This is a genomic window from Exiguobacterium profundum (assembly GCF_042652865.1).
Lineage (GTDB): Bacteria > Bacillota > Bacilli > Exiguobacteriales > Exiguobacteriaceae > Exiguobacterium > Exiguobacterium profundum.
This window is the reverse complement of record NZ_JBHSHG010000003.1, coordinates 44,874-60,474: the sequence shown is the minus strand read 5'-3', so window position 1 is coordinate 60,474 and position 15,601 is coordinate 44,874. Positions and strand designations below refer to the sequence as shown.

Below are 15,601 nucleotides of genomic sequence, written 5' to 3'. Positions count from 1 at the left end.
GGCATTTATAAAAGCGAGGAGTAACATGGGGCTTAGAATAATAGAAGTGAAGGGGATGTCGTGATGCGACATAGATTGTCAGCGCGTGAGTTGCGCTTGAAACGAATCGAGGTGCTTTACCGAGTCGTATTTGAAAAACCTGCGCGTTTTATCGCGGGAGGATTTTTACTGGCGATTTTTATTGGAGCCACTCTTTTATATATGCCATTTGCGCAAGAAGAATCGGTTTCTTGGATTGATTGTTTGTTTATCGCAACGTCTGCCGGAACGGTCACTGGACTATCGACAGTCGACATCGGCTCCTCGTTTACCCTGTTTGGTGAATTGGTCATTGTCGCCCTCATCCAAATCGGGGGTCTTGGGTTTATGACAATCGCCTTGATGTTGTTAAGTGTACTAGGGAAGAAAATCGGATTAAAACAACGAATTTTGTTACAAGAATCATTGAATTTAGCTGGACCGGGGGGGACAGTTCGTCTCGTTCGGAACATCGTCTTCACGACAGTCATCGTGCAGTTTATCGGGATGTTGTTTTTGACGTTCGAGTTGTTTAGTACAGAGAACTATTCTTTTGGAACAGCACTTTATTACGGTTTCTTCCATGCAGTGTCTGCCTTTAATAATGCGGGATTCGCATTATTTCCAGACAGTCTCATGTCATTTGAGCAGAACACGGCCATCATTGTGACCATCGCCCTCATGATTATGATTGGAGGTCTTGGATTCACGACGATTGCCGATGCCACGGAAGTGAGAGGCTGGAAACGTCTCGCCCTCCATTCAAAAATCATGATTTTGTCACTCTTGGTCATCAATGGTGTCGCTTGGTTCGTCCTCATGATGTTTGAATGGCTATCGAATGAAGGGGTATTGTATGGTCGATCCCTCGGTGAGGCGTTACATGTGACGTTCTTCCAAGCCGTGACGACAAGGACGGCCGGCTTCAATTCCATTGATATCGCGACCATGGCTCCAGCCTCGATCGGTTTGATTTTGATTCTGATGTATATCGGGGCAGGAGCGGCTTCGACCGGGTCGGGGATCAAAGTGACGACGCTTGCCGTTATCTTTGCGGATATGTGGGCCTTCATCGCAGGTAAGAAAGAAACGGTCATCATGGAGCGCACGATTGATGCGTTTCAAATCAAAAAGGCATACGTCGTCGCCATCTCAAGTTTCTTGTTCATTATGATGATCACGACACTCGTCATTTTGTCGAACGGCCACATTCCGGCGACTGCCATTCTATTCGAGACGGTCTCGGCGTTTGGGACAGTAGGGTTATCGCTCGGCATCACAGCGGAATTGAATGATGCCGGGAAGGGGCTGATCATGTTCATGATGCTTCTCGGACGTGTCGGATCGTTGACCATTCTCTTTACCGTCGCACGTCAAGCCGACCGGAAGATTCGCTATCCGAAAGAGAAGATTTTGATTGGTTGAACATGTATTGTAGGCTGCATTCCTCATGAAGGAGTTGCAGCCTTTTTTGAGGTATCGTAGTCAAGAGCGACACAGATTTTTGATGGTCTTCATCGTATGCAATAATTGGTATATAATGGGTTAGGGAATGAATCGATAAAGGAGGATTTGGACTTGTTATCTTGGCTCGGTATGACAAAAGGTGAGAAGACAGGGCGCCCGTTCTTCGGGGATGTGTCGAAACGAGCGGTAACGCTTGTGTTACTCTCCTCGTTGATGTTGATGTATGGTGTGAAGTCGCTATTGGTTTACCTGATTCCAACTGCATACTTGGAGGATGCGATCGTTGCGGTTCTTCCTGGTATCGTAGGGCTCCTTGTGGCATTGGTCTATATCCTCGTCCTCGAGCGTCTGCTTCACGATCAAGCGGTGTCTCGTAACGACGCGGATGAGATATAAACAAGTGTACGATGATTCACGGCGTATACTTGTTCATTTAATTTCAATCATAGTTGAAGCCCTGACGAATCAGGGCTTTTTGTGTGCCATATAATAATGGACAATCTCAGGGAGGTAATCCTGGAGGTCTGGACATACGATGCCCGTTCCGTCGAGTGCCCGTATCGTTTGTGTCGTGTCAAAGTGAACAGGATGTTTAAAGTACTCCAATAGTTCGTGAGGAACCTCAAGTCGCTTGGCACCATTCCAAGCAGTAAATGCCGCGTCAGCAACGGCATGAGGAACGGTTCCGCGAGGAGAACGCTGAAACATCGTCTCATGCAACATACGATATACCTCTCGTGCGCCATGTGGGAATGGGTCCGTCAAATGAAATGTCCGCTTCAGGCCGTTTGGAGAATGAGCTAGGAAAGCGGTCGCTTCTACTACATAATCGTACGGAACGAGGTTTACCTCAACATTCGCCCGCCCGATGTAAGGGAGTGGTCGCATCTGCTGGAGTTGTGTCATCAATTGTAAGACGAAATAGACACCGTCGAACTTTTTCGTTTCGCCCGTGCGACTATGTCCGATTACGATCCCAGGACGAATGACAGTGATTGGCATGCCACCCATTTCTCTTGAAACGAGTGCCTCTGCTTCATATTTAGTCGCCTCATAATGATTTTTAAACTGGACCCGATGCCATAATTCATTTTCATAAACCGTCCCACGGCGACGTCCGGCGATATAGGCGGTACTGAAGTACACATAACGCTTCAATTGTTTCGAGCGTTTGGCGAACGCGGTCACATGTTTGGTTCCGAGTATATTGACGCGATAACCGATGTCATAAGGAATACTCAAGTCATATGCGGCGGCGAGATGGAAAATGTAATGTACATCGCGTTCAATGACAGACCGCATAATCGGGTCGAGAATCACTTCGGGTAACGTGATGTCTGCTTCAACAAGGACGAGCTGGTGCGGTGCAAGCGACGTCGTTGACAGTAGCGTATCTCGTAGCTCTTCTGCATCACGTTGTTGGTTCGGAAGATGCAAGGCGTAGATGACTCCGATTTGATGCGGTAACGAAGCGAGGTGTTCAATTAATTTTCCTGCTAAAAAACCAGGGAACCCGGTAAAGGCGTAATTGTTCATGACGTTTCCTCCGCTAAATCTAATGTGAATGTGAAAGTCGACCCTTTTCCGACAGTCGATTCCACTTCGATGCTTCCACCATGTGATTCGATAATTTCTTTACAAATCGACAAACCAAGACCGGTTCCACCAATTTTACGTGTATCCGAATTATCGACCCGATAAAATTTTGTGAATAATTTTTCGAAGGCGTGCTCCGGAATCCCGATACCGAAATCACGAATAGATACATGCGCTTGATTGTGGTCTTGTCGGACCCGTACTTCGATTTCCTGTCTATTCGGGGAATACTTGATCGCATTTGAAATCAAGTTGACGAGAACTTGCTCGATGCGATCTCGGTCGGCAACGAGATGCAAGTCATCATCCGCATTATCGAAATGAATGGTATGATCACTCGTTTCGCGGAAGCGTTCAATCACTTCTAAGACAAGTTCATTCAAAGCGAAATGATCTTGTTTATATTCTTGGTGACCATCTTCCATGCGTTGGATGTCCAAAAAGTCGTTGAGTAGGGCGGTCAATCGTTTCGCTTCCCGCGACATCGTCTTCAAGAAGCGCTCCCGTTTTTCAGGAGTCAAATCCCGAGCGAGCATCAATTCGATATATCCCGATAATGAGGAAAGAGGAGTTCTCAGTTCATGTGAGACCGTGCTCACCAGTTCATTCTTAATCTGGTCCATACGCTCTTCTTCAGTTCGGTTACGGAACACAAACAAGAATCCACTATCCATACCGATTTGTCGTTTTGTATCCATCGTCGTTCCATACATCTCATAGTATTCTTCATCTCGATCGTTTGGCTGTGGGATGGAGAAACGCATCGATACTTCACGCGCTGTCCCATCGAGAAGTTGATCCATCTTTCGTAGCATCTCGCTCCTGTCACGAGGACGGAACGTGGAGAGGAGCGGGATACGCTCCTGAATTTTATTTGGAGCGATGCCCGGTAAGTCCATGAGTCGTCTTGCGTGGACGTTCATGAACAAGACACTCCCGTTCGATTCGGTCAAAACGAACGCTTCATTCGATGCTTGTAAGATTGACTGGATGATATCGCGCTGACGGGCGATGGCATTTTTTTCACGTTCGAGCATACGCTCTACTTTTTTACGGTCGCTGATATCACGCATGACCGCGACTCGTAACGTTTGCCCTTGATACGTCACTTCTTTCGGATACACCTCTAGTTCTAAGAACGTTCCATCTTGCCGACGACCAATCACTTCGTATGGCGTTTGAATGTGATTGCGAATGCGTCGCAACACATCGGCCCGGTACCCTTCCGCGATAAACTCGATAGTCTGGCGTCCCATCATTTGCTCTGCAGGGATTTTAAAGATGGATTCCGCCGCCTTGTTCGCATCGAGAATCATCCCATCTTCATGGAACAGAACGGCTTCGATGACCGATTCGGCAAACATGCGATAACGCTGTTCCTTATAACGGAGCTCACGTTTCAACTCAATCTCGGAACTCACATCAAATACGAAGAAAAAGAAGCCGATGAGTTGCTCTTGCTCATAAACGGGATGCATGAACAATTTGCCGATGAAATGTGTCCGATCTTTACATTGAAACTTCCATTCCCGGTCTCCTTTGTCGAGTGCGAGGCGCAACATTTGTTCGAACGATAGCAACCGTTCCGTCTCGTCTTGATAAGCAGAGCGCTTTTCACTTAATTCTCTCGATTCAAATAAAGCGAACGGTGTCATTTCGTAAAGCACTTCATGGGGCGCATAGCCAAACAGTTCCGTGGCCCCCTGATTGAAACGAGTAATCAACAGATTCGCATCCGTCATGATCATCGCCATGTCGAGTTCAGTATGCATCATCGCCTCAAAAGCGTTGTGTTGAATCGTCACGCGTGTATCATGGGGCAATGGCTCAATGGAGAGGATATATTGATTTTCCCACGGAATGGCGTGTACTCGCATCGTTGGCAGTTCATACATCCAAGGCAGTCCTTGTTCCATCCGACGAGACAATTCCATCGTAATCGGTGACTGATTGACCATATGGAAAAGGTTCGAACGTCTCTGTAGATTCTCAGGAAACTGCTCGAGAAACGGACGGTTTGCCTGAACGATTGTTCCATCTTTCTGTATTAACGCAACTCCGTAAGGTAATGCATGTAGTAACTCACTTTGGAGATTGGCATGATTCTCCATGAACAGTCATCCCTCCTTCGCGGTGTCAGACGAGCACATCTTCTATATCATTCGACAGATCCCCCTTTCATTTCCTGCCCTCAAAACGGTAAAGTGAGGGAGAGGAATTGGAAAGGAAAGATGAGCATGATTGGATTACTCATTGGGATCATCGGTGCCATATGTTTATGGTGGTTCGAGGCACCGCTTTGGAGCAGCGTACTGCTTCTCTTGCTTGGAATTGCATGGTTTATATGGAAAGTAAGGCTGTCGACCATCGACCGCATTGATCGGATGGATGGTCGGGAGTTTGAATTATTTTTAGAGGAAGTGTTCACCGCGCTTGGTTACACGGTCACGGTGACTCCAGCATCACGTGACTTTGGTGCTGACTTGTTATTGGAGACACCGGATGGATGGTCGATTGCCGTTCAAGCAAAGCGTTATGAAAAGACGGTCGGACTCGAAGCGGTTCAACAAATTGCAGCGGCCGTTCCCTATTATCAAGCACACGAAGGCTGGGTCGTGACGAACTCGAATTTCACGGACAGCGCATACGAATTGGCAGCGCCAAATCAAGTTCGTCTGATTGCAAGAATGGAGCTTGAAGAACTCTTAAAAGAAGCGGGATATAAGCGATGAGAATAGGCTTGTTCACAAGTTCGACAGAATCCAAATGATGTCGAAAAAAAAGGGTTGTCTTTTTCTTTAAACGATGCAATAATCATCTTCGTCATATGAAATATGTAGTAGTTGAAACGAGATAAAAACTACACAGAGAAACGATTGGGGTTTTCAGTAATACCCGACCGTACACATACAAACAATCACGGTTGGAACGTGCTAGGAGGAAAAAGCGGTGCGCAAATTAATTTATGTAAAAGGTTGCGTCTTTACACAAGGTGAGGCGACCATTTATGACGAGACAAATGATGCGATCGGATCTGTTCACCGCGACGCGGAAGGCAGTGTCCAAGTGCACAATTTGTCTGGACGACAGATCGCTCATGGGAAATACATCCCAAACTGCCAAAAATGGGTCGTGATGAACCATGATGGACAGGCGATTGGTCAATTGAAAGACAAGTTCTCGTTATTCGGGAAAAAGTGTGAGTACAACGTCTATGAACGCGGACTCTTCACGATTCAATATGATGTGGAACGTCACAAGTTTAGCGTTCGCGACAAAGCAGGTAAACTTGTCGCGGAACTACGGAAACAAGAAGACGATACGTTCTGCTTAACGAAAGAAGCCGATCAGTTATCGATGTTCGAACTCCTTTCCGTCTTAAAGACGTTAACGGTCAAATCACGGATGCCGCTCGCAGCATCTGTCTCATAACGATGACGAGCACCGGTCAAGAGACCGGTGTTTTTTGATACGAAAAAACCGTCTCATCAAATGAAACGGTTCAAATAGTGCTTGGCCTCGAGTTCGAGTGTCGTCACCCGATGTGCGTATAGACAAAGCTTCAAGACGTGAATGATATTTGGATGTTCATAGTTCATCTTTTCGAGCGAACGCTTCGCCCGTGTATCGAGAAGGTCGATCGGGCTTGTTGACTTCGCATACTCCGCGTAAAGTCGATAAAAATCAATCGGTTTGATGAAGTCGTCTTCGTCCCGGTCAGGGTTGTTGAAGATGAGCGCCAACAAGGAACTCGTCTCTTCGAGGGAAAAAAGGTGTTTCAAGTCATCAAGGAGATAAATGATTGCCGCTTGATGCAAGGAATACTTTTTACCGATTCGTGGGACACCGATGATTTTACGAACTTCACGCTTCGTCCAGTTTTGAATCGTCGTCGCAGAGAGATGCTCTCCGGTCAGTGCGTTAGCGAGAGCGACGATTTGGTTAATCGACAAGCCGTTCTTTTCAATATGAAACAAGTGGATTTTTCGAAGCTCTTTTGGGAAATGTTCACGCACGTCTTCAGGGAAGAGGGCGATGGCTCGCTCGATTTCTCCGACCTGCATAAAATGAAGGCAATCTGCCAAAGTTTGAATTGAAGTTGCGTCGCGCATACGGCCACCCTTTCTATCGCCAACAGCGTACGTTGGCTATACAGTCATTTGACCTCATTCTACCAAATGTTTGAAAAGTAAGCTAGGATGGGCACTGATTAAGGTATAATGACGGTATCATACACACTCTATATATGAAGGTGGTCAAGCAATGAATGAATGGATTAGTTCGATTCTTTCCATTGTAGTCGTCCTCGTGTTTCTCGTGGGTCTCGAACACGTCGGGAAGCGTCTGGGATGGACGGATGAAACGATTCGAAAAAGTGTACATATCGCAGTCGGGCATTGGTCGTTATTGGCAGTTTGGTTAATGGATTCATGGTACGTCGCGGCAGTCCCGCTCATTTTCTTCACATTTGCGAATGCGGTCCTGTTATATAAAAGCCCGTCACCGGTGCATCAAACGGAACGAAAATCATTCGGGACTGTATACTATCCGATTGCATTGCTCATTATCTTATACTTCTTCTTCGAGTCCGAGCCGATCGCATTTTTAGCCGGATCACTCGTGCTCGCCTGGGGGGATGGAATGGCTGCACTCATCGGACGCAAATATGGGACGGTCATCTATGATTTATATGGACAAAAGCGTTCTTTCCAAGGAAGCATTGCCATGTTTCTAAGCTCATATGCTGTCTTATTTTTATTGTTTTTGTGGAATGATGTCGTCCTTTGGCAAGTGGTAACATATGGGTTTATCATTTCCATAATCGCTACACTAACTGAAGCGATTTCATATCGAGATTGGGATAACTTTACAATTCCGATCATTGTTGCCATTGCGACATCACTATTGCTATAAACTAATCATGAATTTGTAAGAAAAACGTTGCTTGTCACGTCCAATAATCATTTGTATACTGTGATTCGTACTGAAACCATTCAGTGACGTGCTCGGAACGAATGAAGTGGGACCGAGACACTGATTAAATAGAACATAAAGGATTGAGTGAACGCATGAGCTTTTTACAGCAACTTCAAATGATCATTCCGGCCGAGCGCGTCCTTCAAGACGAGCCATTGTCGGCACACACGTATACAAAACTAGGGGGCAAAGCAGATTACTTCGTGGCTCCACACACGTACGAAGAAGTGCAGGCCGTCTTAAAACTGGCCCACCAAGAAGCGATGCCGTTTATGATTCTTGGCTTCGGTTCTAACTTGATCGTCCGCGATGGCGGCATCCGTGGAATCGTTTTGAACTTGAATGAACTCGACTCGATTTGTCGGGAAGGGAATCAAATAATTGCCCAGGCAGGAGCAGCGATTATCGACGTCTCACGTCAAGCACTGGCAGAGGGATTATCGGGCCTCGAGTTCGCATGTGGGATCCCTGGGACGGTCGGTGGTGCCGTCTACATGAACGCAGGTGCATACGGCGGAGAAACGAAAGACGTCATCACATCTGCGACGGTATTGACGCAGGATGGTCAAGTACTTCATTTATCTAAAGACGAACTCGATCTTGACTATCGAACGAGCCGTGTCTCAAAAGAGGGCTTGATCGTACTCGAGGCAACGTTCGAACTAGAACCGAAAAACTATGAATTGATCAAAGAAGTCATGGACGACTTGACGTATAAACGTGAATCGAAACAACCGCTTGAATACCCTTCGTGTGGTAGTGTGTTCAAACGTCCGCCTGGCTATTTTGCCGGCAAGTTGATTCAAGACTCTGGACTGCAAGGCAAACGCATCGGAGGAGCGGAAGTCTCGCTCAAGCATGCTGGGTTTATCGTCAATATCGATGAGGCGACGGCGACAGAGTACATTTCACTCATCCGTCATGTCCAGGCGACCGTTAAAGAGAAATTTGAAGTGGAATTAGAGCCGGAAGTGAAAATCATCGGGGAAGATATCGCCGTTGAGAACGCATAACGCATAATAAAAGAAGGAATCGGACGATGGTGTTCGGTTTCTTCTTTTTTTGATATAGAAAAAGACGATGAGAACGGGCATCTCATCGTCTTAAAGGTTAAGCTTGTGTTTGTTTTGAGACCGCCTCATGGGCCGGAACGAACGGATATTCCAAATCACGTGCAACCGCTTCATACGTGACCGTTCCGTTGATGACGTTTAGGCCTTTGAGAAGTGCCTCGTTTTCAAGAAGTGCTGGGAATACGCCTTTTTGCGCACACTCGATGATATATGGCATCGTCGCGTTTGTCAGACCCATTGTCGAAGTGCGTGGCACGGCACCTGGCATGTTAGCGACGGCGTAGTGTTGCACGCCATAACGCTCATACGTTGGCGCATCATGCGTCGTGATATGATCGATCGTCTCACAAATCCCACCTTGGTCGATGGCGACGTCGACGATGACCGAACCAGGCGACATGCGCTGTACCATTTCTTCCGTGACGAGTTTTGGTGCTTTTGCTCCTGGGATGAGCACGGCACCAATCACAAGGTCACTCTCAGCCACTTGTTTCGCAATGTTATATTTATTTGAGATCAACGTATTGATTGTGTTTCCGAACAAGTCGTCGATTTGACGAAGACGAGCCGGGCTAATATCCATCAACGTCACGCTCGCCCCAAGACCAATTGCGATTCGAGCTGCATTCATTCCAACGACACCGCCTCCGATGACCGTGACGTTCGCACGAGGCACGCCTGGGAGACCAGACATCAAGATTCCTTTTCCACCATGTGGTTTTTCAAGGATTTGAGCTCCGATTTGCGCAGCCATACGTCCTGCCACTTCACTCATCGGTGTGAGGAGTGGTAACGTGCGATCCACTTCTACTGTCTCGTAGGCGATGGCTGTAATCCCAGAATCGACGAGCGCTTTCGTTAATTCTGGCTCTGCCGCAAGGTGTAAATAGGTGAAGAGCGTCAAGTCAGGACGGAAGTATTGATACTCAGACGGCTGTGGTTCTTTTACTTTGAGAGCGAGTTCGACGCCTTCCCAAACTTCTTTCGCCGTTTCAAGAATCGTTGCACCGGCATCAATATATTCCATATTCGTGAATCCGCTACCGAGACCGGCATTCGTTTCGACGAATACATCATGACCAAGCTCCGTTAACATAAATGCACCCATCGGTGTTAAGGCCACCCGATTTTCATTGTTTTTAATCTCTTTTAATACCCCGATTTTCATGGAACATTCCCCTTTCATTCCGTTGACACAATTTGTTCACACCCCTAGTATAGACCCATTTGAAAACGCTGTCTTTAGCATGGATTCTAAAAACGAAGACGCTCACTTTGTGAAAAATCACAAAGTGAGCGTCTAGTCTTCTAATCGATATTGACCAGCCTTAATGGCTAAATAAATCATGGATCTTTCTGGTAAGGAAACTTGTGTGATATTCGTCAACTCTTCGATGCGGCGAATCCGGTACAGAACGGTATTCGGATGAATATGAAGATGAGCGGCGACTCGTTTGACGTTCCCATCAAAATAAAAATACCATTCGAGCGTCTTCACGAGTTCGGTCTGATGGGATGAATCATAATGCTGCAACCGTTCGACTGTCGGGTGGGTCTCCAGTCGGAGTCCGATACGTCGAGCGAGTTCCGGGACGAGTTGATAAATGCCGATCTGCTCGAAGGCACGGGAAGTCGATAGTTCGAGCGGGAACTTGCGACGCAGCGTGGTAACCCGTCGCGCTTCTTCGGCTGCGGCATATAACATGTCACTTTCGAAAAAACGCCGGCTGATGCCAAGACGTGGTTCGGATTCGCTGAACTTGTCTTGAAGCAATTGTTCGAACCGTTCCGCCCAGGCTATGAGTACAGTCTCTTCATCGGAGAGTTCAGACTTCATATAATGCCAGACGAGTAGCTGCTGACCGTCGATGGCATGTAAAACGACTTCAATTGACTCTTGCGTCGCAAGCACATAGTGAAGGCGTTCCGCAAGTTGAGGGGTGATCGGTTGAGCACATTCGATGACCGTCAACCGACTGGCGACGGCAATCGGAGCAAGTTCGTTCAATCGTTCGCGATTCGCATCCGTCAGGGTCGGAGAAGCGAGGACATCTAATAAGAAGCGTTCGAGCTCGGCGCTGATTCGTCGCTCGTGCATCGCGATGGTCATAAGCAGCTTTTTGGCGATGGTCGCCCCTTCTTGCAAGATGGCTAATTCTTGAGTACTGAACGGATTTGTCCGAGCTAAGCTCCAAATATAGCCGAGTACTTCATCATGTTGTTTGATGACGATTGCGGCGCGTTCCCCAAGACCGACGGCGAGACGGGCCGGGATGACGACCGGTTCATTTTGGTCGATGACTTCTTGTAAAATACCACTCTCCCATAGGTCTTCGATGACAGCTTCTGGGACACGACGCCCGATGATGGTCGCAATCCTGGCCGGGTCGGTCGAATCCGGATGTGTACTATAGGCGAGCAACTGGTGGTGGCGATTCTCAATCGTGATCGGTGCTCGAATCGCTTGACCAATCGCTTCGGCGAGTGTATCGAGAGACTCATAAGATTTCTGCAAAAAAGGCATGTCGATTCCTCCTCTCTCTTGAGTATACCGTCTTCTTTGTGAAACTTCACAAAAAGAATCAAGAGTGTGAGAAATGACATACCTTCTGCGATTACATTGGGAAAAACAGTCCGACGACGAGACCGAGTAACGCTCCGACAATGACTTGGAACGGCGTATGGCCGACGAGTTCATTCAAGAGTGGGGTCTCATGTTTAATTCCTTTGAAATAATCGTTCAAGAGCCGTGCTTGGAAACCGACCGCCTGCCGAACTCCGGTCGCATCATACATGACGATAGTGGCAAAGACGACAGCGAGAGCGAATAGACTCGAGTCAATGCCTTCCATTCGCCCAATCGCGGTAGCGAGTGCGACGACGGTAGACGAGTGCGAACTTGGCATGCCTCCTGAAGCGAACATGATTTCAATTTCAAAATCTCTTGTTTTAATGAGTTCAGTTACGAGCTTAGCCGCTTGGGCGATAAACCAAGCGAGAATCGCAGCGAGTAAAGGTTCGTTAAACATGCGTGCATTCACTTCCTGTCTGACATAGTATCTTCACTATACCCGAAAGAGGCGCAAGCTAGACGTTAAGATTTCGTCAAAAAAAGATGTCTTGGACACGTTCTCCAAGACATCTTCTGGTCGATTTTTGTTACCCGACTACTCCTTCAGTCTCCTGAAGTTTCTCTGCAATGTTATCGATGATATAACGGTTGCGTGGGTGTTCTTGACACTCCTTCGAGCATGAACGCATTTGTTTCGGTTCACACTCTTCACAACAGAAATGCTGTGCATTGCACTCCGGGTTGGCACAATTAACGTAACGAACCGTCTCTGTCCCACAGTGCATACAGTGTGAGACGACAGATGGGTTCACGGAGTTAACCGGGACATTGATTCGCTCGTCAAAGACATAGAGCTCGCCTTCCCAGTCCTCTCCTTTTGTCGCTTCATCTTTACCATACATTGCGACGCCACCTTTTAGGTGGAAGATGTTGTCGTGACCTTGGTCACGCATATATGCTGTAAATTTCTCGCAACGGACGCCACCGGTACAGTACGTGAGAAGTGTTTTCCCTTCGTAGAGGTCCTTGTTCTCTTCGAGCCATTCCGGCATGTAACGTGAAGCCTCTACATCGATTTTGATCGCATTTTTAAAGTGACCAAGTTCGTACTCGTAGTTGTTACGAACGTCGAGGATGACGACATCATCACGATTCATCATCTCTTTCCATTCTGCTGGTTCGAGGTATGCACCGTGTTGTTTCGGTACATCAAACTCGCCATCAAAGCGCCACGTCACGAGCTCTTTCTTGTGACGGACAAAAATTTTCTTGAAGGCATGCTCTTCGACTTCATCGATTTTGAACTCGATATCGCTGAAGAGAGGGTTTGCTTTCAAGTCATTCATGTACTGCTCGGTTTGCTCCCAAGTACCAGAGCACGTCCCGTTGATTCCTTCGGAGGAAATCAAGATGCGTCCTTTGATGCCGAGGTCCTTACAATACTTCAAATGTTCTTGCGTGAGTGTTTCTGGGTCTTCGATGTTGACGTACTTATAGTACAGCAAGACCCGCATTGGTTTTGTTTCCATGTTGTGTTGCTCCCCTGTGTTCAGTTTTTTGCAGGAAAACGAACGTTGGGTTGTGTCGTTCGACGAATAGACTTGCCTGCAACCACAAGTCCATTATTATATGATAAATATCACGACGAATTTTCGCAAATGGTTTTTAATTTTTTTTGACGAATGCAGGGAGATGCGTCTTGTAAATCGAATTCGGGTAATAGAGTAGTAACGAAAGTTGAAGGTGGAACGACTATGCTTAATTCTCTCCAACAGTACATCATCCAATTGATTGAATGGCTTCAAGGTTTGCCTGGTGGTCCATGGGCTGGACTCGGTGCACCGTTTTTAGAAGCGATTTTTCCATTTTTACCACTCGTCTTAATCATCTCTGCCAATGCAGCGACATACGGCTTTCTGTTAGGCGTTCTCTTATCCTGGATCGGGAACCTTCTTGGAACCATCGTCGTTTTTGCGGCTGTCCGTTACGTTTTCCGCAAACCGATGACGCGCTGGCTCGAAAAACATAAGGCGGCGATCTATTGGTTGGAACGAATCAATCATATGAGTCCGATCTCGCTCGGATTCTTGTATTCTCTCCCGTTCATCCCGGTCAGTTTGATCACGTATTTATTGGCGCTCATTCAGATGCCGCTCCGTACGTTCATCATGGCGGCAGGATTCGGGAAACTGCTCGTCGTCGTGATTTTCTCTGTCATCGGGGACCAGTGGGAGGAATTTATCCAAAGTCCATTTCGTTTATCGATGCTCGGTCTACTTTTGGTCGCATTATGGGCCATCAGCCGGGGTCTAGAAGAAGTGCTCAAACGACGCGCTTTCAAGAAACGGAACGAGCGGTTGAAACAAGAGATGGTCACGAAACGACAAACACCCCTTTGAACAAGGGGTGTTTTCACTTATGACTGTTTTTTAAAACGTGGGAAATTGAATGCGATGGCGATTCCTCCACAAATAAAGAGTAGGAACGGATAGAACATGAACGGGACGAGGTCCGGCGATGCGGTCTTCGTCAATTCTGCAGCGATGAGTAATTGAGCTCCGTACGGAAGAATCCCTTGTACCCCACATGAGAAGATGTCGAGTACGCTTGCTGATTTCTTCCGTTCGATGTCATACTCGTCCGCGATGTTCGCTGCAAGTGGACCGGCTACGAGAATGGAAATCGTATTGTTCGCCGTCGCTACGTTTGTCGCACTGACAAGTCCGGCGATGCTCCATTCGGCACCGGCACGTTTTTGAATACGAGATGTCAACGCGTCACGTAAATACGTGAGTCCGCCGTTGTGTGAGATGAGACCGACGAGTCCACCCATGAGTAATGTCAGGAATGAAATTTCGGCCATGCCAATCATCCCGTCCGCAATAGCTGTCACAAACGCCGTGACGGATAGGCTTCCATCTAGGAGACCGATGATGCCGGTGAGCGTGATGCCACCTAACAGAACCAAAATGACGTTTAATCCTGTCAATGCGAGTCCGATGACGGCAAGATACGGAATCAGTTTGTACCATTCGAATGCGGCGACATCGACCGTTGACTCCCCATTTGACAAGACGGCGAGTAAAACCGTCGTGATGATGGCGGCCGGTAACACGATCCAGAAATTCGTGCGGAATTTATCACGCATGTTCGTTCGTTGCGTCCGGACGGCAGCGATGGTCGTGTCTGAGATGAACGAGAGATTGTCCCCGAACATCGCCCCTCCGACAACGGCTGCGGCAGCGATGGCGACATTGACGCCACTCTCTTCATGGATACCGAGGGCGATCGGTGCAAGTGCCGCAATTGTACCCGTCGACGTTCCCATCGCCATTGAAATGAAGGCGGCGATGACGAAGAGTCCGCTCAAGAGAAGCGAAGGTGGTAATAGAGTCAAGGCGGCGTTGACCGTTGCATCGATTGCCCCGATGGCTTCCGCTACCGTTGAAAAGGCGCCAGCCAGTAAGAAAATGAAAATCATGATGATGATGCCCGGATTGCCGGCTCCTTGCGCGATGCGCTCTACGGTTTGGGTGGCACTTCCTTTTGTCATGAATGCCGCAACCATCAAGGCGATGATGGCTGCGACGAGTACCGGAAACTTATAAAAGTCTCCGTAATAGACACCCGCCCCGATGAAGAAAAGTAAGAAGACGAGTAACGGCAAGAGTGCCCATTTGTTTGCTGTTGGTTGTTCCAAAATAATCACCTCACTAAAAAATAAGAAGGACCCTTTTCTGAGAAAAAGGTCCTTCGTGCGAAATACCCTTTTCATCTTTCGAGCAATACGCCCGCTGGATTTGGCACAGGTTCCCCGCTGCCGAGACTTCTCAGGGCCAGTCCCTCCGTCTCTCTCGATAAAAAGTGAATCTATCCAATTAGTAAACACGTTCCCTAA

15 protein-coding genes and 1 riboswitch are annotated in these 15,601 nt (G+C 47.5%); of the genes, 7 read left to right on the top strand and 8 right to left on the bottom strand.

The features are described from left to right. Positions 1-63 precede the first annotated feature (63 nt). Together ACFO4U_RS11015 and ACFO4U_RS11010 are read left to right on the top strand one after the other, a co-directional pair. A complete protein-coding gene (locus ACFO4U_RS11015; RefSeq protein WP_215244287.1) occupies positions 64-1,443 on the top strand; it encodes a TrkH family potassium uptake protein in 1,380 nt (459 codons plus the stop codon). Positions 1,444-1,596: 153 nt separating this feature from the next. Continuing rightward, positions 1,597-1,881: a hypothetical protein gene (locus tag ACFO4U_RS11010; RefSeq protein WP_159563351.1), complete on the top strand. Its 285-nt coding sequence runs from the start codon at positions 1,597-1,599 to the stop codon at positions 1,879-1,881. A gap of 69 nt (positions 1,882-1,950) precedes the next feature. Here the strand turns inward: ACFO4U_RS11010 and ACFO4U_RS11005 are convergent, their stop codons facing one another. Continuing rightward, a complete protein-coding gene (locus ACFO4U_RS11005) occupies positions 1,951-3,021 on the bottom strand; it encodes an SDR family oxidoreductase (RefSeq protein WP_159563352.1) in 1,071 nt (356 codons plus the stop codon). Continuing rightward, the gene (locus ACFO4U_RS11000) at positions 3,018-5,192 is read right to left on the bottom strand and encodes a PAS domain-containing sensor histidine kinase (protein WP_214691306.1); all 2,175 of its coding nucleotides are present in this window, start codon (positions 5,190-5,192) and stop codon (positions 3,018-3,020) included. The genes ACFO4U_RS11005 and ACFO4U_RS11000 overlap by 4 nt, the downstream gene beginning before the upstream one ends. 126 nt (positions 5,193-5,318) lie before the next feature. Here ACFO4U_RS11000 and ACFO4U_RS10995 point away from each other — a divergent pair, with 126 nt between their 5' ends. Continuing rightward, complete coding sequence (locus ACFO4U_RS10995) at positions 5,319-5,813, top strand: restriction endonuclease (RefSeq protein ID WP_015880505.1); 495 nt, start codon at positions 5,319-5,321, stop codon at positions 5,811-5,813. A gap of 217 nt (positions 5,814-6,030) precedes the next feature. Continuing rightward, positions 6,031-6,513, top strand: coding sequence for an LURP-one-related family protein (locus ACFO4U_RS10990; protein ID WP_015880506.1), 483 nt, complete (start codon positions 6,031-6,033; stop codon positions 6,511-6,513). Positions 6,514-6,569: 56 nt separating this feature from the next. Here ACFO4U_RS10990 and ACFO4U_RS10985 read toward each other — a convergent pair whose 3' ends face one another. Then, positions 6,570-7,193: a DUF1836 domain-containing protein gene (locus ACFO4U_RS10985; RefSeq protein ID WP_015880507.1), complete on the bottom strand. Its 624-nt coding sequence runs from the start codon at positions 7,191-7,193 to the stop codon at positions 6,570-6,572. Between the two features lie 151 nt (positions 7,194-7,344). Between ACFO4U_RS10985 and ACFO4U_RS10980 the strand changes: the two genes are divergently transcribed. Beyond that, positions 7,345-7,995: a diacylglycerol/polyprenol kinase family protein gene (locus ACFO4U_RS10980; protein WP_214691305.1), complete on the top strand. Its 651-nt coding sequence runs from the start codon at positions 7,345-7,347 to the stop codon at positions 7,993-7,995. A gap of 155 nt (positions 7,996-8,150) precedes the next feature. Beyond that, positions 8,151-9,071 carry a UDP-N-acetylmuramate dehydrogenase gene (gene murB, locus ACFO4U_RS10975; protein WP_215244288.1) on the top strand — a complete coding sequence of 307 codons (921 nt, stop codon included), beginning with the start codon at positions 8,151-8,153 and terminating at the stop codon, positions 9,069-9,071. A 97-nt stretch (positions 9,072-9,168) separates the two neighbouring features. Here murB and ald read toward each other — a convergent pair whose 3' ends face one another. From ald to trhO, 4 genes are all read right to left on the bottom strand, one after another. After that, entirely contained in the window at positions 9,169-10,299 is a 1,131-nt protein-coding gene (gene ald / locus ACFO4U_RS10970) for an alanine dehydrogenase (protein WP_215244289.1), read from the bottom strand. A 132-nt stretch (positions 10,300-10,431) separates the two neighbouring features. Beyond that, positions 10,432-11,655, bottom strand: a complete 1,224-nt coding sequence (locus tag ACFO4U_RS10965) for a PucR family transcriptional regulator (protein ID WP_159563356.1) — start codon at positions 11,653-11,655, stop codon at positions 10,432-10,434. Between the two features lie 91 nt (positions 11,656-11,746). Then, a complete protein-coding gene (locus ACFO4U_RS10960; RefSeq protein ID WP_143180200.1) occupies positions 11,747-12,172 on the bottom strand; it encodes a divergent PAP2 family protein in 426 nt (141 codons plus the stop codon). A 118-nt stretch (positions 12,173-12,290) separates the two neighbouring features. Continuing rightward, positions 12,291-13,232: an oxygen-dependent tRNA uridine(34) hydroxylase TrhO gene (trhO, locus tag ACFO4U_RS10955; RefSeq protein ID WP_159563357.1), complete on the bottom strand. Its 942-nt coding sequence runs from the start codon at positions 13,230-13,232 to the stop codon at positions 12,291-12,293. Between the two features lie 225 nt (positions 13,233-13,457). Here trhO and ACFO4U_RS10950 point away from each other — a divergent pair, with 225 nt between their 5' ends. Beyond that, entirely contained in the window at positions 13,458-14,102 is a 645-nt protein-coding gene (locus tag ACFO4U_RS10950) for a TVP38/TMEM64 family protein (protein WP_215244290.1), read from the top strand. A 17-nt stretch (positions 14,103-14,119) separates the two neighbouring features. Here ACFO4U_RS10950 and ACFO4U_RS10945 read toward each other — a convergent pair whose 3' ends face one another. Further along, on the bottom strand, positions 14,120-15,478 hold the full coding sequence (locus ACFO4U_RS10945; protein WP_256369436.1) for a Na+/H+ antiporter NhaC family protein: 1,359 nt from the start codon (positions 15,476-15,478) through the stop codon (positions 14,120-14,122). Next, positions 15,472-15,567: riboswitch (SAM riboswitch) on the bottom strand. Its footprint overlaps the gene before it by 7 nt. Positions 15,568-15,601: the final 34 nt, after the last annotated feature.

What these genes read in the sequence shown, in the direction of transcription:
- ACFO4U_RS11015 (WP_215244287.1), top strand. Translation starts at nt 64, where the DNA reads ATGCGACATAGATTGTCAGCGCGTGAGTTGCGCTTGAAACGAATCGAG.
- ACFO4U_RS11005 (WP_159563352.1), bottom strand. Translation starts at nt 3,021, where the DNA reads ATGAACAATTACGCCTTTACCGGGTTCCCTGGTTTTTTAGCAGGAAAA.
- ACFO4U_RS11000 (WP_214691306.1), bottom strand. Translation starts at nt 5,192, where the DNA reads ATGGAGAATCATGCCAATCTCCAAAGTGAGTTACTACATGCATTACCT.
- ACFO4U_RS10995 (WP_015880505.1), top strand. Translation starts at nt 5,319, where the DNA reads ATGATTGGATTACTCATTGGGATCATCGGTGCCATATGTTTATGGTGG.
- ACFO4U_RS10985 (WP_015880507.1), bottom strand. Translation starts at nt 7,193, where the DNA reads ATGCGCGACGCAACTTCAATTCAAACTTTGGCAGATTGCCTTCATTTT.
- ACFO4U_RS10980 (WP_214691305.1), top strand. Translation starts at nt 7,345, where the DNA reads ATGAATGAATGGATTAGTTCGATTCTTTCCATTGTAGTCGTCCTCGTG.
- murB (WP_215244288.1), top strand. Translation starts at nt 8,151, where the DNA reads ATGAGCTTTTTACAGCAACTTCAAATGATCATTCCGGCCGAGCGCGTC.
- ald (WP_215244289.1), bottom strand. Translation starts at nt 10,299, where the DNA reads ATGAAAATCGGGGTATTAAAAGAGATTAAAAACAATGAAAATCGGGTG.
- ACFO4U_RS10965 (WP_159563356.1), bottom strand. Translation starts at nt 11,655, where the DNA reads ATGCCTTTTTTGCAGAAATCTTATGAGTCTCTCGATACACTCGCCGAA.
- trhO (WP_159563357.1), bottom strand. Translation starts at nt 13,232, where the DNA reads ATGGAAACAAAACCAATGCGGGTCTTGCTGTACTATAAGTACGTCAAC.
- ACFO4U_RS10950 (WP_215244290.1), top strand. Translation starts at nt 13,458, where the DNA reads ATGCTTAATTCTCTCCAACAGTACATCATCCAATTGATTGAATGGCTT.
- ACFO4U_RS10945 (WP_256369436.1), bottom strand. Translation starts at nt 15,478, where the DNA reads ATGAAAAGGGTATTTCGCACGAAGGACCTTTTTCTCAGAAAAGGGTCC.